The sequence below is a fragment of the Zymomonas mobilis genome (assembly GCF_006715975.1).
Taxonomy (GTDB): Bacteria; Pseudomonadota; Alphaproteobacteria; order Sphingomonadales; family Sphingomonadaceae; genus Zymomonas; species Zymomonas mobilis_B.
The window spans coordinates 1749959-1774244 of record NZ_VFOF01000001.1 but is presented as its reverse complement, the minus strand read 5'-3'; the positions used below and the strand labels follow the sequence as shown (position 1 = coordinate 1774244).

The window sequence follows — 24286 nt, the reverse complement described above, 5'->3', positions numbered from 1 at the left end:
GGGGGAAATTGGATGCTGGCAATCGGACTTATGTCCGGCACGTCTTTAGATGGTGTTGATGTCGCCTTGATTGAAACCAATGGCGAAAAACAGGTGAAGCCTTTAAATTTTGCTTCCTATCCTTATTCGGATGCGGACAAGGCCTGCCTGCGCGAAGCGGCGCGCCATGCGCTGACAATGGCGGCGCCCTGTTTTATTCCCGAAGATGAAATTATCCAAGAAGCCGAAACTATTGTAACGCATCGTCATATCGAAGCGGTCAAAAATTTCCTGAAAATAAATGAATTGGGTAATCAGGCGATCAAGGTAATTGGCTTCCACGGCCAAACGATTGCCCATAGGCCAGATCTCAGTTGGACATGGCAGATAGGCGACGGCGCTGCCTTGGCGCAGGCTACAAAAATCAGCGTTGTGGACGATTTTCGTGCGCATGACGTTCAAGCAGGTGGGGAGGGTGCCCCCCTGTTACCCATCTATCATTGGGCGCTGTTTAGCGAAGCGGCTCATCCTTTGGCGGTGCTAAATCTAGGTGGCATTGCTAATATCACTTGGATTGGCGCTAACGAAAACGATCTCATTGCCTGTGATACAGGACCCGCAAACGGTTTGATTGACGATTGGGTGAAGGCCAAAACTGGCCTTGATTATGATGATTCCGGTCTTATCGCTAGCAAGGGCGTTGTGCATCATGACCTTGTTGATATCATGATGCAGCAGAAATTCTTTTCCCAATTACCGCCCAAATCGCTCGATAGAGGCGATTTTTCGATAGATGCGGTGGCGAACCTGTCTCTTGAAGATGGCGCGGCTACCTTAACGACCTTTACCGCTGAATCGGTTGCCCGCTCGTTATTGTTTTTTCCAGAAAAACCTTCAAAAATTATTGTGGCTGGTGGTGGTCGTCATAATTTGACGATGATGAAGATGCTGCAAGAAAATTTGCAGATTCCTGTCGAGCCGATTGAAGATTTTCATTTAAATGGTGATGCAACGGAAGCAGAAGGCTTCGCGTATCTCGCTGTTCGGCGGGTTTTCAATAAACCGATCAGTTTCCCCAAAACAACAGGGGTGCCCCGTCCCATGACGGGCGGCCGCATTCATTATATCTGATACCGGCGGCTTTAGCTGATATCATTTTCGCAAAAATTATCCGGCGGCATACAATCAATGCCGCCGGATATTTTATTCAGATTATTTCTGCTTTTTCTTGTCGTCAGTCAATTTGACCACAACGTCTTCGCCCGAATGTCCGGGGAAATTGACAAACATCGCTTTAATCAAATCAGGAACCAGACGGGTCATATTATCGGTTGTGACCTGCGCCCGTGACCGGCCTTCAAAGACACGCTGACCATCGCCAGCGCGGTCAATCTCCATTTTAAAGAAGGTCGTGTAAAGGGTGTAGCTATAGACATCGGTGCCGCCGAAGCCTCCGCCGCCCCAGCCACCACCATAGCCGCCCCAGCCGCCGCCCCAACCACCGAAGCCGCCACCCCAGCCGCCGAAGCCTCCGCCCCAGCCGCCCCAAGGGCCACCCCAGCCGCCGCCCCAACCACCATAACCATAGGAGTTGGAGGCGATTTTCTGCTGACCGTTATCAATTCCGTAATCAAGTTTGACAACCAACGTGCTGGGTGAACCGGGCGCTGCGGGTTGATACCCCTGCATCCATAATTCATGGGCAACAATTTGAGCATAATGATCAAATTCTAATCCCGCTTTTTCTTGGGGATTAATCGCCTGAATAGAAAAGCTTTGTCCGGCAGGCGGTGGCATTATCTGGAAACGGGCAACATTCGCCCGGAACGGCGATTCGCAGGCGGATAAAGATAGAAATGCCAAAGATGTAATGGCTATTTTTAATGTTATATTGGGACGCATGTCCGTAGCCTTTCCCGTTAATACCCTGCCGGAACAAATCATAGAAAAGATATATAACAAAACTATGTTATAACAAAATTTGTCTATTTTAATTGAACGCAGGATGAATGGATTTTAAGCGCGCCGTCTTAAACCCATCACTTGATAGGCTTTTTTCAGCGTTTCTTCGGCAATAACCGCAGCCTTTTCTGCACCCGCTAAAAGGATGCGATCAATTTCTGCCGGATCATCTTTGAAGGTCGACAGCTTGTCACGAATGGGGCCGACTGAACTGACAACCAATTCGGCAAGCTCTGGTTTGAACTGCCCAAAACCCTGACCTGCAAATTGTTGCAGTACATTGTTAATCGCTACACCTTTTAAGGCGCTGTAAATACCTAATAAATTTTTGGCCTCTGGGCGATCTGTTAAACCGGATTCATTTTCAGGGATCGGATCTGGATCGGTTTTGGCTTTCCGGATTTTCTGGGCAATATCATCATTGCTGTCGGTCAGATTGATCCGGCTAAGGTCAGACGGGTCAGATTTTGACATCTTCGAGCTGCCATTTCTTAATGACATCACCCGTGCTGCGGTCTTCTGGATAATCGGTTCCGGCAGGTTGAAAATTTTTTCATCATAGTCATTGTTGAACTTGGTCGCGATATCGCGTGCCAATTCCAAATGCTGTTTTTGATCTTCACCTACCGGCACATGGGTTGCCTGATACAACATGACATCAGCCGCCTGTAAAACCGGATAGGTATAGAGACCGACCGAAGCGCCTTCACGGTTCTTGCCCGATTTTTCCTTGAACTGGGTCATGCGGTTCAGCCAGCCAATGCGGGCAACGCAATTTAATAACCATGCCATTTCTGAATGGGCGGCAACATCAGATTGAGCAAAAAAGATAGCCTGCTTTGGATCAATACCGGATGCCAACAAAGTCGCTGCCATATTGCGGACATTCTCAGCCAGCGCATCGGGGGCTTGCGGCATCGTAATGGCATGGAGGTCAGCCAGAAAAAAGACGCAATCATCGCCTTCTTTCATTTCATTTTGCATGACCACCCAATTCCGGATAGCGCCCAGATAATTACCCAGATGGAGATTACCTGTTGGCTGGATACCAGACACAATGCGTTTGTTCTTGCTCATAATATTTAGATACCTGCTAAGATTATCGTTTATAGCGACGCTGTAAGTAAAATTTCAGTTCTTTTAAAGGAAATGTGCCAATCAGTGCCGCCGTCCCGAAATATAAAAACGAGCCAGAAAGCAATAACAAGGACAGGGCAACGATACGATAGGGGATGGAGGCTGTCGCCAAATGGTTAAACCACGGGATGAAAGGCCATAACCCAACCGCCATAATACCACTGGCAATCATGATCTTAACGCTTCTGGTCAAAAGCTGACGATCACAAGAAAAATGTTTTCGCCGCCGCAATAATCCATACAGCATGATAACATTGGCCCAAGCCGCAATAGCGGTAGATAAAGCCAATCCGACATGACCAAAGGGCTTAATAAACAAAAGATTCAATACCAGATTCAGCACCATCGCAATAACAGCGACACGCACCGGCGTCCGCGTGTCGGTGCGGGCATGAAATCCTGGCGTTAAAATTTTAATCAAAACATAAGCGGGCAGGCCTAATGAAAAAGCCGCCAGTGCTTTTGCCGAATTGACGCTATCATTCGCTGAAAAGGCACCATGCTGTAGCAATGAAGAAATAAGGGGCATCGCAGCAACCACCAATCCAAAGGCAGCCGGTACGGTCAAGAAAAGCGCCAGCTCAATCGCTCGATTCTGGGTGTAAATAGCTGCTTCGCTTTGATCTTCTGCCAATTGCCGCGACAGACTGGGTAAAATAGCGGTTCCGATACCGATCCCAACCAATCCAAGCGGCAGCTGATTGAGACGATCGGCATAATATAAATACGAAACGGCGCCTTCTGGCAAAAAGCGTGCGGCCAAAGCGGTCGAAATCAACAAATTAAACTGCACCGCTCCAGCGCCCAAAGCCGCAGGCCAAGTGATGGACAACATCTTTTTGACGGCAGGGGTCAATTTTGGCCAATGCGGATAGAGATGCACATTCGCTGATCGGCAAGCCCATATCAGCCATCCCAACTGCAAAACACCAGACAGACTGACCGCGATAGCTTGGGTCTCTGCGGTCATAAACGCATCATTACTGCGGAAAAAGACCAGCCCGATGATAAGCCCGATATTCAACAAAATCGGGGCGGCGGCATTGACCCAAAAGCGATGGAGCGAATTTAGAATTCCGCCTAAAAGCGTCACAATAGAAATAAGCGCTAAATAAGGCATCGTCAGCCGCGTCAGAAAAACGGCTAACTGGAATTCTCCGGCACTCCCCATAGGAAAACCACCCGTCATTATTCTAACAATAGGGGCGGCGGCGGCAATCATGCCTATTTCAAAAAGGATAAGTAAGGGTAACAAAACAGACAACACGTCACTGGCAAATCGTAATCCTGCAGCGAAACCGTTTTGTCCTTTTTTTTCAGCCTCTGAAATCGTGCGGTTAAACATCGGAATAAAAGCCGATGCAAAGGCACCTTCTGCAAACAAGGCTCTAAAAAGATTGGGTAATCGCCATGCGATCAAAAAGGCATCATTCGCTGGCCCAGCCCCAAGATATTGCGCGCCAAGGGTGTCCCGAATAAAACCAAGTATCCGGCTGATAAGTGTTAATCCCCCGATGGTCGCAGTTGCCTTCAAAAGGTGAAAGCGTTCAGGAGCGGGCTGAGTTTTATTTGTCATATCGTCATCTGGATAGAAGTGAAGAAAGCCGCTTAACAGCGGCTTTCTCACATCATAGTGACCCTTATAAAATAGAATACATAGAGGGCTTAAGCTTGTCCGGCCGGTTCTGCATTGGACAGCATGTCCTGCTGTTCGGTCTGCTGCATATAAAGTGCGGCAAAGTCGATGGGTTCCAGCATCAACGGCGGGAAGTTACCATCATGGACGGAATCAGCAAGAATACGACGGACGAAAGGAAACAGAATGCGCGGTGCTTCGATGTAAAGGAAAGGCTGGATCTGGTCAGCCGGTACATTCTTGATTGCAAACAACCCGTTATAAACCAGTTCAATATGGAAAACGACGCCTTCATCGGCCTTGGCCGAAACATCCACCTTCAAAGCGACCTCATAGACATCCTGTGCCATCGGCTGGGTGCCAATATTAAACTGCACTTCGATATGGGGCTGGGTCTGCCACTGATAAACGGCCGGTGCGTTCGGATTTTCGAAAGAAAGGTCTTTGATATACTGGGCTAAAATGCTGACCTGCGGCAAATTATCAGTATTGGTATTTGAGGCGTTGAAAGTGTTTTCTGACATAAACGGCATCCTTGCTCGGGTTAAAATGATTTCAAATGATGGCGTAAAACACCCGATCATAAAAGAGAAATGATTTGCGGGTGCTTTTGTTCGATATCGATCTGACTCACAAAGACATAATGGGATCAAATATGTCGAATAAAAGGAACTATGCTACATACGTTATCTAAAACTATCTGAATACAGCTTTGCCCCATCCGTTTTTTATAAAAAAATGTAATTTCGATGAGAATAATCAGTTTTTCTCAAAGAAAATCCTACAGGCAAAGCTTTTTTCGACCGGTTTTGACAGAGAAAGCCTCCCTTCCTGTGCCTTTTTTAAGCTATTTGGGCTGAAAAATACGGTAACATGTATAAAGATCGGGCAGATGCCGTTTGAAAGGCGCGTATATCTTGCCTATATATAAAAGATTAAATATCTCAGCGGGAATAAAATTCTGCTGTATTTTGTATTTGGAGGCATAGTGGTCGAGATCGTTGTTCTTGTGGTAGTGGCAGCCGGGCTTTGTGGATGGCTTTACAATGTCCTTGGGCGTCGTACCGGCCACGAACAGAGTTTTTCAAAACCTGCCGAGGTCTCATCGGCTGTTGCCGCCCAACCGAATGCAGCGCTGTTAATCCCTGCGACAGAAGAGAAAAAACGCGAAGAAGTCGTCCAACCCGAAGCATGGGATGGCATTCGGCGGATTGTCAGCCGTGATGCACATTTCGACCTGACAGTGTTTATCGAAGGGGCGAAGGACGCCTACGGTAAAATACTGGAAGCCTTCTGGCAGAATGACCGTAAAAAACTGGTCGATATGGTCAGCAAGGAAGTCTTGGAAGCTTTTGAACTTGTCATGGGCAAGCGCGAAGCAGATGGCGACCATCTGGAAAATCGTTTGGTTAATATCGATAAAGCCATGGTTCAAAAGGCGGGGGTTGATGGCGACAATGCCATTATTACCGTCAGCTATGACGCATGGATTTCTACCATGTTGCGCAACAAAGAAGGCGTTATGATCGCCGGTTCTTCGACCGATGCTTTGCCAACCCATGATGTCTGGACATTCAGCCGCAATATCAAACAGGAACCCAAAACAAGCTGGTTATTGGTTGAAACCTTAGCCGCCTCCTGATTTTCCGGCAGATATTCAACTTAAAAGGAAGGGGGATATCTAAAGAAGAACGGTAATGAAAAAACGTTTTGTTCTGTTTATGGCTGCAGCTGCTTTAACCGGACGTAGTGGTTGGCCTGATGGCCGTGCCTCGCAATCTGCGGCCAATAACAGACCATTCGACCAAAAGCCGTCTTTCTATTAATCTCCCTATGATCACGATCAACAAGCCTTCGTTAATGGCCCATCGACAGACCAGAGCCAAGCGACAGGGAATAGTGAAGCGCTTTATTACGCTGACAAGGCGTGGAAACGCAGACAATATTCGGGATCGTGATACCAATTTTTCCAAGTATCTCTTGGCTAAACAACATCAAACAAATTAAGAATTTTATGCTTATTGATTTAGCCAAAAACGTTACCGCTTATTCGTTGCGCTGTAAAAGCATTGCCTTGTTAGGGCTGGGTATTTTGGCGCTATCAGCTTGCCAGACATCTCGGCCTTCTGCATCTCACGGTGTGGCGCCTTCAAAAGCCAAGCCCCAGAATACAACGCCGTCTTCACAAAAGGCGAACCAGCTTAATCTCAAGCCACAGTCGACTTCAGTTTCGCGCTTGGGATTGACTGAGGATAATGCCAAAAAGGCCTTAGACGCCTTTCGTTTATCCTGCCCGTTCTTATCTTCCCATACTGATAAAAGCGGATTGACGTTGGGTCGCGATTGGGTCGCTGCTTGTCAGGCGGCCAAAAACCCATCCTCTTCTGCCACCGCTTTTTTTGATCGTTATTTTGAACCCGTTTCGGTTGGGGGCGGGGATGCATTTGTTACCGGCTATTATGAGCCTGAAATAGCCGCCTCCACACAGCCAAAGGCAGGTTATGCCCCTGTTTACAGGGTTCCTTCCGACTTGATCGAGTCCAATCTGGAAGACTTCTACCCTGATATGAAGGGACGGCATCTAAGAGGTTGCATCAAAAAAGGCCATCTCGTCCCTTATTATAGTCGGGCAGAAATCAACAAAGGTGCTTTAGAAAACCGTCATCTTGAAATCGCATGGGCGGTTGATCCCGTTGCTTTGTTCTTTCTTCAAATCCAAGGTTCCGGTCGCCTTAACCTAGAAGACGGTCGCGTTATCCGCATTGGCTATGCCAACCAGAATGGGCAAGAATATACGGCCATTGGTCGTTTGCTTGTCCAAAAAGGGGTTATTGAGAAAGGCCACACGACAATGGCTGGTATTGTCGAATGGTTGCATAACCACCCTGATCAGGCGCCATCGGTGATGGAAAGCAATAAAAGTTATGTTTTTTTTCAGGAATTGAACGAATCCGGTCCCCTAGGTGCGCTCGGCGTGCCAGTCACGCCTCAGATATCCCTTGCAGTCGACCCTGCTTATACCCCATTAGGGGCGCCTGTTTTTTTAATGCTTGATTCCAAGCATGGTGGTAATGCAGCATTTGCGAATGGCCTCTGGATTGCGCAAGATAAAGGCGGCGCTATTAAGGGGGCTAATCGTTTCGATAGCTATTGGGGATATGGCAATAAAGCTGAACATATCGCTGGTGGTCTTGCCAGCCATGGTTCTGCATGGCTTTTGTTGCCGAAAGGGGTAGCCGCACGTATCGGTTCTGAAAAACATGACAAAGCGCAGAAGGGGACAAAAATATCCGTCAGTGACGGACAGGACAGAAAGTCCAAATAACAAGCAAAGGGAATCTTCCCCGCCCTTTTCTGGACAGAAATCTGCGTCAAAATATCTTTCTGCAGAAGACCTTACTTTGTGGCGCAAAGTCGCCGTAACCGTGACACCTTTAGAACCGGAACGCTATCAATCCCTAGCTGAATTACTGAACAAAAATATTGCGCCTGCTGTTAAACCGCCGCCTATTTGTAAAGTCAGCAAAAAAATTAGCGAGCGGCAAAAAGTAACCCCTCCACCGCCTGTTTTTTCTGAGAAAAAATCTCTTGATACATTGGATGGGTCATGGGATCGAAAGCTAAGCAAGGGCAGTGTCGATCCAGAGCGTAGTATCGATTTACATGGCTATACCATGACTAGCGCTTATCGGGTTTTAGAATCTGCGCTGTCGCAAGCCATCAGCCAAGGCATCCGCGTTTTGTTGATTATCACGGGTCGTCCACCCCGCCGCAATGAACATGGTATTATTACGCGGGGTCTTATTCGTGGCGCTATCGGTGATTGGCTTAGTTTTTCACCCTATTCCGGCCATATCGCTGCTGTCAGAAATGCCCATCCGCGCCATGGTGGGGCAGGTGCCCTTTATGTCATTCTTCGCCGCCGCCGCGATGAAAAAAATATTACTATTAAAAATAAATAGAATATTTTTTTTATTTGTTTAATTGAAGACTAATTAAATAAAAATTAAACAGAGGGACGAATGGCTTTTGATCATTTAATATTGGTTAATTCTTATAATGGAAAAATACGTAGAGCGCCCATTGGTTTTTCATGGACAACTTTCTTTTTTGGTTTATGGCCAGCTGTATTTAGAGGAAGTTGGAAATATGCACTTTTGATGTTTTTAACTATTTTTCCAACATTAGGTATTTCTAGTCTAGTTTGGCCTTTTATTTTTAACCGCCTTTATCTTAATAGTTTATTAGAAGATGGTTTCCGCCTGAAAAGTTCAGAAAAAGGTACCTCAGTAGAAAGAATATCCATTTACAGTAGGCAAAACATTGCCCTTATCGTGGATGCTGACAAAAAAAATATTTAGCATTTTCAAGAAAAAATCCGGAATTATATCAGATAATTCCGGATCATTGGTCAGCTTACCCTAAGAAAGATTTGATAATATCTTCGTCAATCCGGCTTAATTGCTGAATATCTTCGACAGAAGCTTTTTCATCCACTTTATGCATCGTGGCATTAACCAAGCCAAATTCAATCACTGGACATAATTTAGTCAGGAAACGTGCATCTGAAGTGCCGCCGCTCGTTGAAAGGCTCGGGGTTCTCCCTGTGTTCTTTGTAATCGCCGCTGATACTTTTTCTGTCAAAACGCCTTTTTCCGTGACAAAAGCTTCGCCAGAAATTGCAAATTTTACTTTGGCCTTTGGCTCAATAGCTGCGACCCGTTTTTTCAAACTATCGACTAATTCAGCACCTTTATGCAGGGCATTGAAACGAATATTCAGCTGTGCCTTGGCAAGCGAAGGAATAACATTAGTCGCCTTGTTATCGCTTTCGATCGCGGTAACTTCCAAATTAGATGGCTGGAACCATTGATCCCCTTCATCCAGTAACCAGCTTTCCAAATCCGAAATAATTCTGGCTAAAACCGGAATAGGATTCTGGGCTCGATCTGGATAGGCAACATGACCTTGGATACCCGGAACGTCGATCCACATGTTAACCGAACCGCGTCGTCCGTTTTTAATCGTATCCCCTAAAACTTCCATCGAAGTCGGTTCTCCGACAAGGCAATAATCGGGTTTGATCGATCTTTCATTCAGCCATTCGATAATAGCCGGTGTGCCGAAGGTTGCAGGGCCTTCTTCATCTCCTGTAATCAGGAAGGATAGGGTGCCTTTATGCTCGGTATAGCGGGAAGCCGCCGCAATAAAGGCCGCAACCGAGCTTTTCATATCCACAGCGCCGCGACCTACAAGATAGCCATCTTTAATGGTTGGCGTAAACGGATCAGAACTCCATCCCTGACCGGCTGGCACGACGTCACTATGACCGGCATAGGCGAGATGCGGATGCCCCTTGCCTCGAAAAGCGATTAAATTAGTGACAGGGCCATCAGGCGCTTGGCCTTTGGTTAATAAATGAACGGTAAAGCCCGCCGCCTCCAAAGCCTCGGCCATAATATTCATGGCTCCATCATCAGACGGCGTTACCGATTTACAAGCGATTAGTCGGGCAGCAAGGTCAACAGGGTCAGGGGCTATAGTCATTTAATCATCCGAAAAATAAAAAGACGCTTACTATATTGTGAAACTGCATATCAATAACAATAGTATATGCAGATATTAAATAATTTTATTTGAGAAATTTAATTTTTAAAACTGCATTAAATTAAAATTAAATTTTTTATTTATGTTTTTTGCTTATAATAAATCATTTTTCTTTTCTTTACATTTTTATAACCTTTAAATCAAATATGTGTAATTGACAATCAATATCAATAAAGCATAACCGGAGAATATTCTAACAAACAAATTGAAAGAGGGCTTAAACGGTTATGGGGGGATCCAATACAATAAAAGCGGTATTTCCGGTTTTGATGTTTGCAGGCGGTTTCTTGACTGATGCAGACGCCCAAACAGCTTCAGCGCCAGAAATTAACATATCACCTCAAAAAGAGGCGGGCTCCCCGTCATCCAAGAAAAAAGAGAAGTCCGACGTCATTGTCGTCACCGCGACGGGCTTATCTCAGGCATCCTCAACCACAAAAACCCACAGCCCTATTATTGAATCGCCCCAATCTATTTCTATCGTCAGCCGTAGCGAAATAGAATTACGCGCCTCGCCGACTATTGCTGACGCGCTTGCTTATACCGCCGGTGTTCAGGCGGAACCTTCCGGCATTGATAGCCGCGTTGATGAAGTTTCCGTTCGCGGCTTCGGGGCAGGTGGCTTCTCTTCCAATAACAATTTCGTCGATGGCTTACGTCTGCCCTCTGGCGGGCAGTGGACTCGAACCTCCTTTGATCCGTTTTCGCTTCAACAGATCGAAGTTTTAAAAGGACCCTCTGGCGCCCTTTACGGACAGACGGCTCCCGGTGGGGTGGTCAATCTCGTTACCAAACGGCCAACCAAAAAAGTCAGGGTGAATTTTTCCTTCAGGGTTCCGGTTATACCGGTCTTGCCAATTGGCAGGGGCAGGCCTCTGGCGATGTCACTGGCAAATTAAATAAAAACGGCACGCTGCTTGGCCGTATTGTTGGTCTGGCACGTTATGGCGATACTCAGGTTAATCATGTCCAGACAGGGCGGTATTATGTTTCTCCAAGCCTGACATGGGAAATATCACCCGACACGACATGGACTTTTCTTGCCCAATACCAGCGCGATCAAGGCGGCTCCACATTCCAATTTTTACCAGCAACCGGCACGCTCTATTCTTCAAAAGGGCGCTATATCTCGAATAATGCCAATCTTGGTGAACCGAAATGGGATACTTTCAATCGTAATCAGGCGATGGCCGGTTCATTTTTCGAACATCACTTTAACCCGTTCCTGACTCTTCGGAACAATACCCGATACACCTATCTTAATACCCTCTATCGGGCAACGGTGCTTTCTGGCGATACTTTGCAAAGCTGTAGCGCCGCCATCGCGGGCTGTGTGGCGGGAGAAACGGTTAACCGCCGCGCTGTTGAAGGGCGGGGACGATCACAAGGCGTTGCTACTGATACCCAGTTGGAAGGCCATGTAAAGACGGGAGCGGTTCGGCATACTTTGCTGTTCGGTACCGATTATTTCTACACAGATTGGACGCATGATCGGGATTTGGTCGCCTCATCCTTGGTGCTGCCAATGCTCAATATTTTTGATCCGGTATCCCGTGGATCAGCCGGATATTCTTCTGCCCTATCTCCACAAGTTTATACTTCCACGATCAGCCGACAAAATGGCATCTATTTTCAAGATCAAATCAAATTCAAACGATTACGCATCACTGTCGGCGGAAGACAGGATTGGGCAAAAGATAATACTTTGAATCGCCTGACACAAAAACGTTACATCACAAATTCGAATGCGTTCACTTGGCGCGCAGGGGCAGTTTATCTATTCGATAATGGTCTCGCTCCCTATTTCAGCTATGCGAAATCATTCCAACCGCAGGTTTCCGATCCTTCAACCTCTTTGGATGGTTCGCCCTTTAAACCAACCACCGGCGATCAATATGAAGCCGGTATCCGCTACCAATATGGCAAAAGCATTTATATCACGTTTGGTGCCTATCAAATCACGCAACGGAATATGACCACTCCTGATCCGAATGGGGCGTTATGTGGAACCTCCACCTGTCTGGTGCAAACAGGGGAAGGGCGTGTGCGTGGCCTCGAATTGGAAGGTAGAGCCACCCTACCATGGGATATGGCAATCATCTTCACCGGAACACGCAGTGATGCAAAGATAACGGAATCTAATACCGCTTCACAGATAGGTAATTACTTACCGCAGGCGCCGAAATGGATGGCTTCGCTGTTCGTTGATCAGCGTATCCGACATGGATTTTTATCCGGCTTAGGGCTGGGCGGAGGTGTCCGTTATACCGGCCACAGCTATGGCGATACCAATAATACGCTGTCTATTCCGGGCTATACCCTGTTTGACTCTTTCTTGCGTTATGACTTTGCGAACCGTTTCCCACGCTACAAAGGCTTATCGCTTTCTCTGAATATGCGTAACATTGCCAATAAACGTTTTGTTTCTACCTGTACGGCGGCTTCTGCCTGTTATTACGGCCAAGGACGCAGCCTAACCTTACGGCTCGGCTACAATTGGGGAGGTGCTGCCTAATGTTTCTCTTTCTCGCCACGCTTCTATCTTGTTTAGGGTCTTTGCTCTTTTATCTCACTTCGGATAACCAAAGATTGCTACTCAATCCTTTGGAAAAACAGCCTTTCACGCTGATTGCGAGCCTGATCGAATTTATGGCGCTTCTGTTTTTGTGGCAGGAAAAAAGCCTCGCATCAGCCTTTTTGATCTTGGCGGTTCTCCTGATGATCGAATGGTCTTTTCTTCCATTGGTCATCGCTCTTTTCCCAAGGCGGAGACGTAAATTATGAAACAAAGCGTCTATCGACCCAATCATTCTTGGTTCTTGAAATTTGTTGCGGCTTTATTCTTGGGAGCTCCTCTGACGTTGGGCATAATGGGTATTGCTGGTCTGTTATGTCATAGCGAAGGAAATCCTCGCGCCATCTCATCGCAATTCCTGATGTGGATGATCTCGCCCTTATGGGTCAGTATTCTCAGCCTCTCTGGCCTGTTTCGCTCCACTCGTCAGGCTTGGGGTATTTTAGCCGGATGTAATCTTTTGGTCTGGGCAATCTTTTTTCTGGCACGGGGGTTCTACCTATGAAAATCCCGAGTAATCTCGTGCGTGTTTACCGTGACTTGCATAGCTGGGTCGGTATTGTCACCAGCCTGTTTCTATTTGTGGCATTCTATGCAGGTGCCGTCACAATGTTCGAACAGCCCTTACAAGATTGGGCATCCCAATCTATTTCTTTGCCTGCTCCGGTTTCGTTACATTCTACGCCTGAATTAATGGCGAAAGCCTTTGCTGCCCATCCAGAGGCTAAAAAGAATTATACCATTTCTCTCTTCCCCAATGCTGCTCACCCTGAACGTTTATCATGGTCTGCGCCTTTTGGGCATGGCCACGGCTCTCACGAGCTCACACTTGCGGCTTTGGATGAAAAAGGTGCGCTCGTCACAGTACAACCCCACTTTTCGGCGGCAGCTGATTTTATCGATCTATTGCATCAGCAGGTGGGGATACCGCTTCCCCATGAAACGGCATTGCTTGTTACGGGCATGGTCGCGCTTTTATATGCAGTTGCGCTGTCATCAGGTGTCATCATTTTCTTGCCAAAAATGGCTCAGAATCTTTTTGCCTTACGCCTCACTTCCAGCCTCAGAAGGATGTGGTTAGATATTCACAACTTGCTCGGGATTTTTTCGTTACCCTTTCATCTCGTCATTGCATTGACGTCTGTCGTCTTTGCTTTTCACGATCCCGTTTATGATGTTCAGCAGGCCTTATTGGCTAAAAGCCCTGCATCGATAAACCTATCGGAAAAAATAAAAGCATCCTCCCATTCTGATAAAATCTCTCGCCCCGATACAGCGAACTATCCAGAATCTTCGCCTCTATCCCCTGAAGAAATCGTAGATCATTTCGGCAAGCAAGCCCCGGGCTTCATCGTAGACAGCCTCAGCTATATGCAGAATAAAGAAGGGCGACTGATCTTACGTATTGCAGGTCATGACCCCCGCTACAGAATGCGTGGATCAACCAGCGGCTTTGCTGAAATTGATCCTTACAGCGGTAAAATTATTTCTTCTGATTATCTTCCTGGTCATCAATCAACCAGCTTTGCCATTCTGACAACTTTCTTCGCCTTACATTTTGGGAATTTTGGCGGTCTTCTTGTCAGATGGGGCTACGTCTTGCTTGGCTTGGGTGGTGCGTTTCTTTTTTATACCGGAAACCAGTTATGGATTAATTCCCGTAAAAGACGCGAAATCAAGACAGGAAAAATTTTACCTTCGACCCGATTTTTGGAATGTCTAACAGCAGGTTGCACTAATGGATGTATCGCCGGTATCTCAGCTGTTGTTTGCGCGGCTTTTTTGTTGCCTCATGGTGGAAGCTATAAAGACGTTGCCGCAATATATTACAGCGTATTCGCTTTCTTTGTTGGCCTGTCTTTTTGCCTAAATGCCCAACACCGAAATTCTATTCTGCTATTGGGGGCGGGGCTTCTGACCATTCTTATTCCGGTTATGGCCAGTGCATATGGTCATAAAAGCCTCTTCTTATCGTCGAATTTAAGCTGTAGCTTGATTGCTTGGTTCTTCGGGGATTTGCTTTTAATCGCGGCGATAAAGCAGAAGAATCTTCCGAAGAAGATATAAAAAAAACAGCTTCAGTGTATTTGTCTAAAATACGCTGAAGCTGTCATCAAAAACTATACTTTTAGTTAGATAATGGCGTCATAAACAGCTGCCCGCAATTCAGCCATTCCCGTGCCTTTTTCACTCGAGGTGACAAGGATTTCAGGAAAAGCAGCGGGATGCTGCCGCATTTCTGTCGTGATAGCATCCACCGTCTTTTGCAAAAGCTCGGCTTTCACTTTGTCTGATTTCGTCAAGACAACCCGATAGGATATTGCTGCGTCATCCAACATTTTCATCAGATCGCGATCAACATCTTTAATACCGTGGCGACTATCGATCAAAATCAGGGTACGCCGCAGAACAGCCCGCCCCCGCAAATAATCGTTAATCAACCATTTCCAGCGTTTAACGATATCCTTTGGCGCTTTGGCAAAGCCATAACCGGGCATATCCACAAGGCGCATTTCCAAAGGCTCACCAACATCAAAGAAGTTGAGCTCTTGGGTTCTTCCCGGTGTCGTCGATGCACGAGCCAAACTATTCCGATTGGTCAGGGCATTGATAAGGGAAGATTTCCCAACATTGGAACGGCCAGCGAAGGCGACTTCAGGAACGCTCGGGGCTGGTAAAAATTCCAGAGCCGGAGACGATTTTAAAAAATTGACGGCTCCGGCAAAAAGTTTTCTGCCTGCTTCCAGTCTAATATCTTTTTCTGGAATCATATTGAATATTAAGCTTTCTTTTTAGACAGGCGTTTTTTCTCTGCTCTGTCCTGCCGTTCTTCGGGGGTAGAATGGCGATGCTGTAACCACGTCATCTGAGCCAGTGAGATAAGGTTATTAAAGATATAATAAACCTGCAAACCAGCTGCTAATGGCGCCATGAATATCACCGAAATCAACGGTAAAAAGCTCATGATCTGCTGCTGTGCCGGTTCCAACTGCTGCGGGCTAGCACGGAATTGCAGCCACATGGTAATGCCTAACAAGATAGGCAATACACCAATCATCAGGAAATGGGGCGGCGTAAAGGACAGCAAACCGAAAAGATTAAACGGCGTTAAAGGATCCGGCGCCGACAAATCTTTAATCCAAAGGATGAAAGGCTGATGGCGGCTTTCGATCGTCACTAACAACGTTTTATATAAAGCGATAAAAATCGGGAACTGAATGAACATCGGCAAGCATCCGGCAAAAGGATTGACCTTTTCCTTCTGATAGAGCGTTACCAGCTCCTGCCGCATTTTTGCTTCGTCATTCTTATAGCGTTCACGAACAGCCTGCATCTTCGGTTGTAAACGCCGCATAGAGGCCATCGAAGCATATTGCTTGTTTGCAATCGGGAAGATCAATGCACGGATGGTGAACACCATCAGGATAATGGCGAGGCCATAATTACCGACATGCAAGAATAACCAGTCGAGATAATAGAAAAATACTTTTTCGATTATCGCAAACCATCCCCAGTCAATCGCCTTATCAAAATGGGGCAGATGTAACTGATCACGATAGCGGTCAAGGATGCGGACTTCTTTCGCTCCGGCAAAGACATCAACACTGGTGCTGGCTGTCTTACCTGCTCCAACAACGACCGGCGCAACTGTAAAGTCCGCCTGATAATGATGATTGGCGCTGCTCCGGAAATCGGTATCAATGGCAATCTTCTGGTTATGAGGTGCCAGTGCCGTTAACCAATATTTATCCGAAAAACCGATCCAGCCGCCTTGGGTGTTGTTACGGATGCTGTTGTCGGTGGCTTTATCAATATCGGCAAAATCAACATGATAGTTGACTGAACCATTGAAGACACCAATCGGCCCCGTATGCAGCGTCCAAGAGCTGGCCGTCTTAAAGGCACCCTGATGATTGGTCAGGACATAAGGCTGAACAACAACCGGACTATTTCCACGATTGATCACACTCTCAGTCGCATTGAACATGTAATCATGATCAACTGACAAGGTGATACGGAAAATCTGACCGTGGTCGTTATTCCAATAAAAATTAACAGGATGCTCAGCCGTCAGCTTGTCGCTGTCGGCTTTCCAAAGACTATCCGCCCCCGGTAAAACAACATTTTCGCCAGTCCAACCAAAAGAGGTGAACCAAGAATCCTGCGTTCCCGCTGGTGAGAATAATCTAACGGCAGGTGAATTCTTAGCGAGTGTTTCACGATGGCGAATAAGGGTCAGATCATCAAGGCGTAACCCTTTCAGATTAACAGAACCTTCGACACTCTCTGTCAAAATAGGCAGACGAGGCGTTTCCTGTAAAACCTGATTGACGGGTCTTAACGGTTTATCACCGGATTCTTCCGCCTTCAATTCTGCTTTAGGCTGATTGTTGGCCTGATGCGTTGGCGCTGGATTCGTCGGCAACCAATATTTGGTTACAAAGCTCCAGCCAAATAAAATCGCGGCCGAAAGAATGGTAACAATAACCAGATTACGCTGTTGATGCTGATCGTCCATATCGTTGTATCACCCTTTCAAGGCACCGGATCATGCCCACACCCGCCCCATGGGTGGCAACGGGCTAGACGTTTTATTGTAAGCCAGCTTCCCTTGATCGCCCCATATCGACGCCATGCTGTAATGGCATAAGCTGAACAACTGGGAGAATAGCGGCAGGAAGACGGCATAAGCCGGGATGGGCCCCATTGCCACAGACGGGCCAACAAAATAAGCGCATGGGCTATCATCGCCGCATACGCGCCAAAGCTTTTGACAATTGACGATGCAAATCATCATAATTGCCGTGAAAGGCAGCTCGCCGACCAATTAAAATATGATCGGCACCTTTAACACCGCCGACAGGCAGCAGTGATTGGATTAAAGCCCTAAAACGCCGCTTGATCCGGTTGCGAACGACCGCATTTCCGGTTTTCTTTGTTACCGTATAGCCTACACGCATATCCGGATTATCATCATGACGATGATAAACTAACAATATAAAACCGGGCATCGGTACGCGTTTACCGCGATTGGCCGCAAGAAAATCAGCGCGGCGTTTAAGAACTGCTACGCGGACAGTTTCTTGCGGCTGCGAGACCGACGGGCTGCCAGAATCTTGCGACCGCCCGGAGTTGCAGACCGGGTACGAAAACCGTGCCGGCGTTTGCGCACGAGGTTGCTCGGCTGAAAGGTGCGCTTCATCGCTCATTCCTCAACAGTATTTCTTGATTGTGAAAAAAGGCCACCGACATACGGCAGCCATATCTAATGGGCGTGAATAGGGAAGATGACAGAAAAAGTCAACGGTTGCTCCAAGATTCATTTTAACAGGATCATTCTAAATTAACTTTTTAACCAAAATTCGTAATTGGAAGGCTCTAAAAAATATTTTATTGAAGATTTTTCTTTCATAAAAGAAATGCAGAAAATATTACTTAAATAATAAAATTATAATATTGAAAGCGGGTTATAGATTGTCATGGTAACTTGTGTAGCTAGTCTGGCTTTTTTAGGCATAGAAGCCCGCCCTATTGAAGTTCAGGTTCAGCTTTCTTCTGGTGTTCCCGCTTTTACCATTGTCGGATTGCCTGATAAGGCTGTTTCAGAAAGCCGGGAACGGGTGAGGGCGGCTTTATCCGCGATTGGATTGGCGCTTCCTCCCAAAAGGATTACGGTCAATCTTTCTCCTGCCGACCTTCCCAAGGAAGGCTCCCATTATGATTTACCTATCGCCTTGGGACTTCTTGGATCGATGGGCATTTTGGATAATGAAACACTAAGCCAATATGTCGTCTTGGGTGAATTGGGACTAGATGGGCGGCTCATGGCATCTCCCGGTGCATTACCCGCTGCCATTCACGCGGCCTCTTGCGAATTAGGTTTGATTTGCGCTGATAGCTTGGGGGCAGAAGCGGCATGGTCAGGACTAGACGAAATTATAGCTGCGCCTGATCTCTTGCTTTTGATTCAGCATTTGAAAGGCAAAATCGCCCTTCCTCAACCAAAACCGAATGTCATTGATACGCCTTTCAATGGGCCCGATTTATCCTCTGTAAAAGGACAAGAACAGGCTAGGCGGGCTTTAGAAATTGCAGCCGCTGGCGGCCATAATATGCTGATGTGCGGGCCTCCGGGGGCTGGAAAGTCTTTGTTGGCCGCTTGCCTTCCAGGTATTTTGCCTCCTCTCGATAATCGGGAAGCCTTGGAAGTTTCGATGATCGCGTCTGTCGCTGGCACGCTACGACAAGGCGGATTAATTCAACAAAGACCTTTCCGTTCCCCGCATCATTCAGCTTCAATGGCGGCACTCATTGGGGGCGGTCAGCGAATAAAACCGGGGGAAGTTACTTTAGCGCATCTCGGTGTTTTATTTTTGGATGAGCTACCCGAATTTAAACGAACCGTGCTCGATTCTTTGCGCCAACCACTGGAAAATGGCGAAGTTTCGATCGCGCGTGCTCATGCGCATATTCGTTTTCCTGCGCGGGTGCAGCTCATAACCGCAATGAATCCTTGCCGTTGCGGCCATCTTGATGATGCAGCTTTGGCTTGCAGCCGCGCGCCCAAATGCGCAGCAGAGTATCAAAATAAGATATCAGGACCGTTATTAGACCGCATTGATATCCATATCGACATGCCGCCAGTGGGGGCGCGTGAGTTACTGCTACCGGAAGGGGAATCTTCTGCAACGGTCAAAGCGCGTGTTATCGCCGCTCGCGAAATTCAGCATAACCGCTATCAGACATATCAAGACAAGGTTATCCGCTGTAACGCCGAAGCTGATGGCGCTTTAATTGAAAAACTAACACCGATGGATAATGCTGCCCGAAAAATTCTCATGCAGGTGGTTGAAAAAATGCGGTTGTCAGCACGTGCCTATTACCGTCTGCTAAAAGTTGCTCGTACAATCGCTGATCTGGATGCTGCAGAAACCTTAAGCCGTATCCATGTCGCCGAAGCCTTAAGCTATCGCCACAGACAGCCTGTCGCTTAAACAAAAAAGCCCCTTAAAACTTTCGAATACCAATGGTATCCTTCTGTTTTAAAGGGCTTTTCTATTCACTTTAAAAGCTAAAAAGCTTAATTCTAGTGATCTAAGAAGCTCCGCATCTTCCGTGAACGAGAAGGATGCTTCAGCTTACGAAGTGCCTTGGCTTCGATCTGACGGATACGTTCGCGGGTAACCGAGAATTGCTGTCCGACTTCTTCCAACGTGTGGTCAGTGTTCATGCCGATACCAAAACGCATCCGCAAAACACGTTCTTCACGTGGGGTCAGGCTAGCCAAAACGCGGGTGACCGTTTCTTTCAGATTGGCCTGAATGGCGGCATCAACCGGAATAATCGCGTTTTTATCTTCGATGAAGTCGCCCAAATGGCTGTCTTCTTCATCACCGATCGGGGTTTCAAGACTGATCGGTTCTTTGGCGATTTTCATGACCTTGCGCACTTTTTCAAGCGGCATAGACAGACGTTCTGCTAATTCTTCTGGTGTCGGTTCCCGTCCGATTTCATGCAAGATCTGGCGGCTCGTCCGAACCAGTTTATTGATGGTTTCGATCATGTGAACCGGAATACGGATTGTTCTCGCCTGATCGGCAATAGAACGCGTAATCGCCTGACGAATCCACCATGTTGCATAGGTCGAGAATTTATAGCCGCGCCGATATTCAAATTTATCAACAGCTTTCATCAACCCGATATTGCCTTCCTGAATAAGATCAAGGAATTGCAAACCGCGATTGGTGTATTTTTTGGCAATCGAGATAACCAAACGCAGATTGGCTTCAACCATTTCGGTCTTGGCGATGCGGGCTTCTCTTTCGCCTTTTTGCACCATCGTCACAATACGACGGAGCTCTTTCAGCGTCATACCGGTAACTTGAGCAATCTCGGCCACTTCGGAACGGATACGCTCGATGCTTTCCGCTTCACTGGTCGTGAAATTCGCCCATTTTTTGTCTATTTTGGTAACGCGTTCAACCCAACCCTCTTCCATTTCTTTGCCCAAATAGGCATTGAGGAAGGAGTCACGCGGCACTTTATACCGCTCTGCCAGACGCAGCATCTGACCGTTTAAAGTTCTAAGGCGGCTGTTGTAGTTATAAAGCTGTTCAACTAGGAATTCGATGCGGGCGTTATGGAATTTAACGCTTTCGACTTCAGCGGTCAGCTCTTCTCTAAGCAACTGATAGGCGTCTTCTTTGTCTGCCGGAAATTCGTCATTAGCACCTAATGCCTGCATCCGTGCGCTTTGTAGCACCGAAAACTGCCGATAGAGATCAGCGATCTTCGCGAATTTTTCTAAAGAAGCCGGTTTAAGCTGCTCTTCCATCTGAGCCAGCGACAAGGTGTTTTCATCTTCCTCGTCCGCTTCACGCTGTATCCGCTGACCGTTTTCGTCTAGCTCGCCTTCACCTTCGGTTTCGTCTTCTTCCTCATCTTCTTTAAAGGAAGGACCCGCATTCCGTTCGGAGATTTCGTTGTCGCTATCGTCACCTTCTTCTTCGAACTGTTCAGGGGACGGTCCCTGCGTCAGCATCGCATCAAGATCGATGATTTCACGTAACTGTAGGGTGCCTTCGTTAAGGGCGTTTGACCATTCGATGATATTGTCAAAAGTAATCGGGCTTTCACACAGCCCTAAAATCATCGTGTCACGACCGGCCTCAATCCGCTTGGCGATAGCAATTTCGCCCTCACGGCTAAGCAGTTCAACCGCGCCCATTTCACGGAGATACATACGCACCGGATCATCGGTGCGATCGGTGGTTTCTTTCTTGGTGGCAACAGCCGGAGCAGGGGCAGAGCTGCCATCACCGCCGTCACCCTGCAACTCTTCTGCGGTGTCTTCTTCTTCTTGCTGACCATCTTCGCCGCTGTCTTCATTTTCGACGATATTGATGCCCATTTCCGAAAGGGCTGACATAATATCTTCGATCTGTTCCGAAGACATCTGATCCTGTGGAAGGGCTTCATTCAGCTGGTCATAGGTTACATATCCGCGCTTTTTGGCTTGCGTTATGAATTTACGGATCGACGTTTCATTCAAATCGATCAGCGGCGCATCACTGGCATTTTTCTTTGTATCAGCCGTAGTCGTCTCTGCCATCTAGCCTTCATCCACCCTTGTTCTAAGCTCGAATTCTACTCCGAGCATATAACGTCGTTCCAGAAAATCAGCACGGCGTTTGCGGAGCAATGCCTGTGCTGCCTCTAACTTTGCATAATCAGCCAGCAAGCGCTCATCTGTGAATGCCTGCCTCAGCTGTTGTTCTTCAGTTGCTAATTCTCTCTCCTCAACCATGAGATCAATGAGAGCAACTAAACTTTTCATCGCTAAATCCGGATCGATATCCGGCCGTGTAAAGGGAAAGCGTAAATCTTTTCTTATGTCCCATGTGTCAACGGCAACATCGGCTTCCGCTTTCAATATGGCTTTGATTGCTCCGCTATCAAGATCCGGCTGTTCAATGACAGCGGTTATCAGCGTATCTCGCCATTTTTTAAGCTTCGGGTCTAATACAGCCAGTTCGGCTATTCTTTCCAGCCGTTGTTTTAACACGTCAGGATATAAACTCAGCCCGATCAAAAGTTGGCGGGCATATTGATATTCAAGCCCCGTAAGCGTTGGGACAGGAAGATCGGAGGATATAGTGGGCAAGGGCGTCGTCTGGCCTTCCTGCCGCTTTTTATTCTTCCATCCGAAATTTTCATAAAACAGATTGCGAAAATTGCTGCGATAACCCCGCGCAATAAACTCATCTCGGCAGGATGCCGCCAACTCATCCAGTCTTTTCGATAAACCCGCACGTCCCTCTGGCGATTGAGGATCAATTTTCGAGGCTTCAAAACGGTATAACAATGTATCGAGCGCTATCGGCTGCGACAGAATCTCTTCAAACGCCGTTTTGCCCCGCTCTTTTACCAAATCGTCGGGGTCTTTTCCCGCGGGTAACGTGACAAAAGACAAGGTTTTACCGGGATGCGCCTGAATAAGAGCGCGTTCAGCCGCCCTAACTGCCGCCTTTTGACCCGCTGCATCGCCATCGAAACATAAAACGGGACGATCTTCGATGCGCCAAAGCCGTTCTATCTGATTTTCCGTTAATGCCGTGCCAAGCGGGGCAACAGCTTCATTAATTCCGGCTTGAGCCAAACCGATCACATCGAGGTAACCTTCGACAACAATCAGCCGTTTTTTTAGCCTTGCTGCCTGACTTGCTTTATCAAGATTATAAAGGGTGCGCCCCTTATCGAAAAGCGGCGTTTCAGGCGAATTAAGGTATTTAGGGCCTTTATCTGCGTTCGGATCACCGTCATCAGCAGAATCCAGCCGCCGCCCACCAAAGGCAATAACCCGCGCACGGTGATCTCTGATCGGGATCATCAGCCGTCCACGAAAACGGTCATAGGGTTCTCGCCCTTCAACCGAAATCAGCAGACCCACTTCGATCAGTTTTTCAACCGCATGATGTGACAGGGCGTTTTTTAAACGTCCTCGCCCATGAGGCGCAAATCCGAGACCAAAATTCTGCGCAATTGCGGGCGAAATGCCTCTTTCGCTTAAATATCGGCGGACATTCGCGCCTTCAATGCCATGCAGCTGCTCTGAAAACCACTTTGCCGCTTCTTCCATAATATCATGAAGACTGGCTGTTTTTTTCGCTTGTCTGACTGCCGCCGGATTAGCTTCGGGAATATCCATCCCGACTTGTCCAGCCAGCTCACGCACCGCTTCCATAAAGGATAATCCGCGCGTTTCGGTCAGAAAACGAATGGCATCCCCGTGCGCACCACAGCCAAAGCAATGATAAAATCCCTTTTCATCATTGACGTAAAAGCTGGGGGTTTTCTCATGATGGAAAGGGCAGCAAGCCTTAAATTCCCGTCCAGCACGGGTTAGCTTTACCGTTCGACCAATCAGCGCAGACAGCGTGATACGCTGGCGCAGTTCATCCAAAAATTCAGGAGGAAGGAAGTGGCCGGTGGTCATTATTGTCCCATGAGACCATAAAAAAGACGAAACGGCAGATAAGCGGTCATGCTGTCTATGCCGGTAAACGATAAAGTCGGATTTTTTTGTAGAACGGATGTGAGACTTTTATCCTGCCCTGACATCAAAGTCAGTTTTTGTCCGCGGTGTCTTCTGTTCAAGAACACCATCCCGCAAAGCTGGAACGGTATCAGGGCAAAAAAGAAGCAGGTATAAATAGAATATCGAATCACCCGATAATTATACCTTTGTAGCAAGAAATTCGGGTTTTATCCAGTTGAAAAGCATTTCTCTTTCAATGCGCTATAAGGATTAAGCGTGACTGTGAAAGTTGGTCATGAATAAAACCATAAAAAGGCATTATAATTTTACTATCCAAAGACTTTTCAAAAAT

At 47.1% G+C, this 24286-nt stretch carries 23 protein-coding genes and 1 pseudogene; 12 read left to right on the top strand and 12 right to left on the bottom strand.

Annotated features, from left to right (window positions below):
- Positions 1-12: 12 nt before the first annotated feature.
- Positions 13-1110 (top strand): anhydro-N-acetylmuramic acid kinase, encoded by a 1098-nt coding sequence (locus tag FBY58_RS07730; protein WP_141920395.1) that lies wholly within the window; start codon positions 13-15, stop codon positions 1108-1110.
- Between the two features lie 81 nt (positions 1111-1191).
- Here FBY58_RS07730 and FBY58_RS07725 read toward each other — a convergent pair whose 3' ends face one another.
- The 4 genes from FBY58_RS07725 to secB form a co-directional block, all read right to left on the bottom strand.
- Positions 1192-1881: a DUF4136 domain-containing protein gene (locus FBY58_RS07725; protein ID WP_141920394.1), complete on the bottom strand. Its 690-nt coding sequence runs from the start codon at positions 1879-1881 to the stop codon at positions 1192-1194.
- Between the two features lie 114 nt (positions 1882-1995).
- Positions 1996-3018: a tryptophan--tRNA ligase gene (gene trpS, locus FBY58_RS07720; RefSeq protein ID WP_185738185.1), complete on the bottom strand. Its 1023-nt coding sequence runs from the start codon at positions 3016-3018 to the stop codon at positions 1996-1998.
- 22 nt (positions 3019-3040) lie between these two features.
- Positions 3041-4654 (bottom strand): murein biosynthesis integral membrane protein MurJ, encoded by a 1614-nt coding sequence (gene murJ, locus FBY58_RS07715; RefSeq protein WP_141920392.1) that lies wholly within the window; start codon positions 4652-4654, stop codon positions 3041-3043.
- An 89-nt stretch (positions 4655-4743) separates the two neighbouring features.
- Positions 4744-5238 (bottom strand): protein-export chaperone SecB, encoded by a 495-nt coding sequence (gene secB, locus FBY58_RS07710; protein WP_141920391.1) that lies wholly within the window; start codon positions 5236-5238, stop codon positions 4744-4746.
- 464 nt (positions 5239-5702) lie between these two features.
- Between secB and FBY58_RS07705 the strand changes: the two genes are divergently transcribed.
- From FBY58_RS07705 to FBY58_RS07685, 5 genes are all read left to right on the top strand, one after another.
- Positions 5703-6356: a Tim44/TimA family putative adaptor protein gene (locus tag FBY58_RS07705; RefSeq protein WP_141920390.1), complete on the top strand. Its 654-nt coding sequence runs from the start codon at positions 5703-5705 to the stop codon at positions 6354-6356.
- 55 nt (positions 6357-6411) lie between these two features.
- Positions 6412-6540 carry a hypothetical protein gene (locus FBY58_RS09560; RefSeq protein WP_260432152.1) on the top strand — a complete coding sequence of 43 codons (129 nt, stop codon included), beginning with the start codon at positions 6412-6414 and terminating at the stop codon, positions 6538-6540.
- Positions 6541-6728: 188 nt separating this feature from the next.
- The gene (locus FBY58_RS07695; protein WP_141920389.1) at positions 6729-8039 is read left to right on the top strand and encodes a murein transglycosylase A; all 1311 of its coding nucleotides are present in this window, start codon (positions 6729-6731) and stop codon (positions 8037-8039) included.
- Positions 8040-8115: 76 nt separating this feature from the next.
- Positions 8116-8676, top strand: coding sequence for a Smr/MutS family protein (locus FBY58_RS07690; protein ID WP_260432151.1), 561 nt, complete (start codon positions 8116-8118; stop codon positions 8674-8676).
- A 60-nt stretch (positions 8677-8736) separates the two neighbouring features.
- Complete coding sequence (locus tag FBY58_RS07685) at positions 8737-9075, top strand: hypothetical protein (RefSeq protein ID WP_141920387.1); 339 nt, start codon at positions 8737-8739, stop codon at positions 9073-9075.
- Between the two features lie 55 nt (positions 9076-9130).
- Here FBY58_RS07685 and dapE read toward each other — a convergent pair whose 3' ends face one another.
- On the bottom strand, positions 9131-10261 hold the full coding sequence (gene dapE / locus FBY58_RS07680; protein WP_141920386.1) for a succinyl-diaminopimelate desuccinylase: 1131 nt from the start codon (positions 10259-10261) through the stop codon (positions 9131-9133).
- A 287-nt stretch (positions 10262-10548) separates the two neighbouring features.
- Here dapE and FBY58_RS09555 point away from each other — a divergent pair, with 287 nt between their 5' ends.
- Genes FBY58_RS09555 through FBY58_RS07660 form a run of 5 tightly spaced genes read left to right on the top strand, consistent with a single transcriptional unit; the run spans position 10549 to position 14963 of the window.
- On the top strand, positions 10549-11220 hold the full coding sequence (locus FBY58_RS09555) for a TonB-dependent receptor plug domain-containing protein (RefSeq protein WP_260432150.1): 672 nt from the start codon (positions 10549-10551) through the stop codon (positions 11218-11220).
- 14 nt (positions 11221-11234) lie between these two features.
- Positions 11235-12836: a TonB-dependent siderophore receptor gene (locus FBY58_RS07675; protein WP_311768058.1), complete on the top strand. Its 1602-nt coding sequence runs from the start codon at positions 11235-11237 to the stop codon at positions 12834-12836.
- Complete coding sequence (locus tag FBY58_RS07670) at positions 12836-13105, top strand: hypothetical protein (protein ID WP_141920385.1); 270 nt, start codon at positions 12836-12838, stop codon at positions 13103-13105. Before FBY58_RS07675 ends, FBY58_RS07670 begins: the two co-directional genes overlap by 1 nt.
- Positions 13102-13401, top strand: coding sequence for a hypothetical protein (locus FBY58_RS07665; RefSeq protein WP_141920384.1), 300 nt, complete (start codon positions 13102-13104; stop codon positions 13399-13401). Before FBY58_RS07670 ends, FBY58_RS07665 begins: the two co-directional genes overlap by 4 nt.
- Positions 13398-14963: a PepSY domain-containing protein gene (locus FBY58_RS07660; RefSeq protein WP_141920383.1), complete on the top strand. Its 1566-nt coding sequence runs from the start codon at positions 13398-13400 to the stop codon at positions 14961-14963. Before FBY58_RS07665 ends, FBY58_RS07660 begins: the two co-directional genes overlap by 4 nt.
- A gap of 65 nt (positions 14964-15028) precedes the next feature.
- Here FBY58_RS07660 and yihA read toward each other — a convergent pair whose 3' ends face one another.
- The 5 genes and pseudogenes from yihA to rpmH all read right to left on the bottom strand — a co-directional run bounded on the left by yihA (position 15029) and on the right by rpmH (position 18099).
- On the bottom strand, positions 15029-15667 hold the full coding sequence (yihA, locus tag FBY58_RS07655) for a ribosome biogenesis GTP-binding protein YihA/YsxC (RefSeq protein WP_141920382.1): 639 nt from the start codon (positions 15665-15667) through the stop codon (positions 15029-15031).
- An 8-nt stretch (positions 15668-15675) separates the two neighbouring features.
- Positions 15676-17415, bottom strand: coding sequence for a membrane protein insertase YidC (gene yidC, locus FBY58_RS07650; protein WP_141920381.1), 1740 nt, complete (start codon positions 17413-17415; stop codon positions 15676-15678).
- Between the two features lie 17 nt (positions 17416-17432).
- A complete protein-coding gene (gene yidD / locus FBY58_RS07645) occupies positions 17433-17645 on the bottom strand; it encodes a membrane protein insertion efficiency factor YidD (protein ID WP_141920380.1) in 213 nt (70 codons plus the stop codon).
- Positions 17642-17953: pseudogene (gene rnpA / locus FBY58_RS07640) on the bottom strand (ribonuclease P protein component); the annotation flags it as partial. The gene yidD and the pseudogene rnpA, both read right to left, overlap by 4 nt.
- Positions 17954-17964: 11 nt before the next feature.
- Positions 17965-18099, bottom strand: a complete 135-nt coding sequence (gene rpmH, locus FBY58_RS07635) for a 50S ribosomal protein L34 (RefSeq protein ID WP_141920659.1) — start codon at positions 18097-18099, stop codon at positions 17965-17967.
- A 277-nt stretch (positions 18100-18376) separates the two neighbouring features.
- On the opposite strand from rpmH, the gene FBY58_RS07630 reads away from it, so the two are divergent.
- Entirely contained in the window at positions 18377-19891 is a 1515-nt protein-coding gene (locus FBY58_RS07630) for a YifB family Mg chelatase-like AAA ATPase (RefSeq protein ID WP_141920379.1), read from the top strand.
- 92 nt (positions 19892-19983) lie between these two features.
- Here the strand turns inward: FBY58_RS07630 and rpoD are convergent, their stop codons facing one another.
- Together rpoD and dnaG are read right to left on the bottom strand one after the other, a co-directional pair.
- Entirely contained in the window at positions 19984-22008 is a 2025-nt protein-coding gene (gene rpoD, locus FBY58_RS07625) for an RNA polymerase sigma factor RpoD (protein WP_141920378.1), read from the bottom strand.
- Positions 22009-23892, bottom strand: coding sequence for a DNA primase (gene dnaG, locus FBY58_RS07620; protein ID WP_141920377.1), 1884 nt, complete (start codon positions 23890-23892; stop codon positions 22009-22011).
- Positions 23893-24286 lie beyond the last annotated feature (394 nt).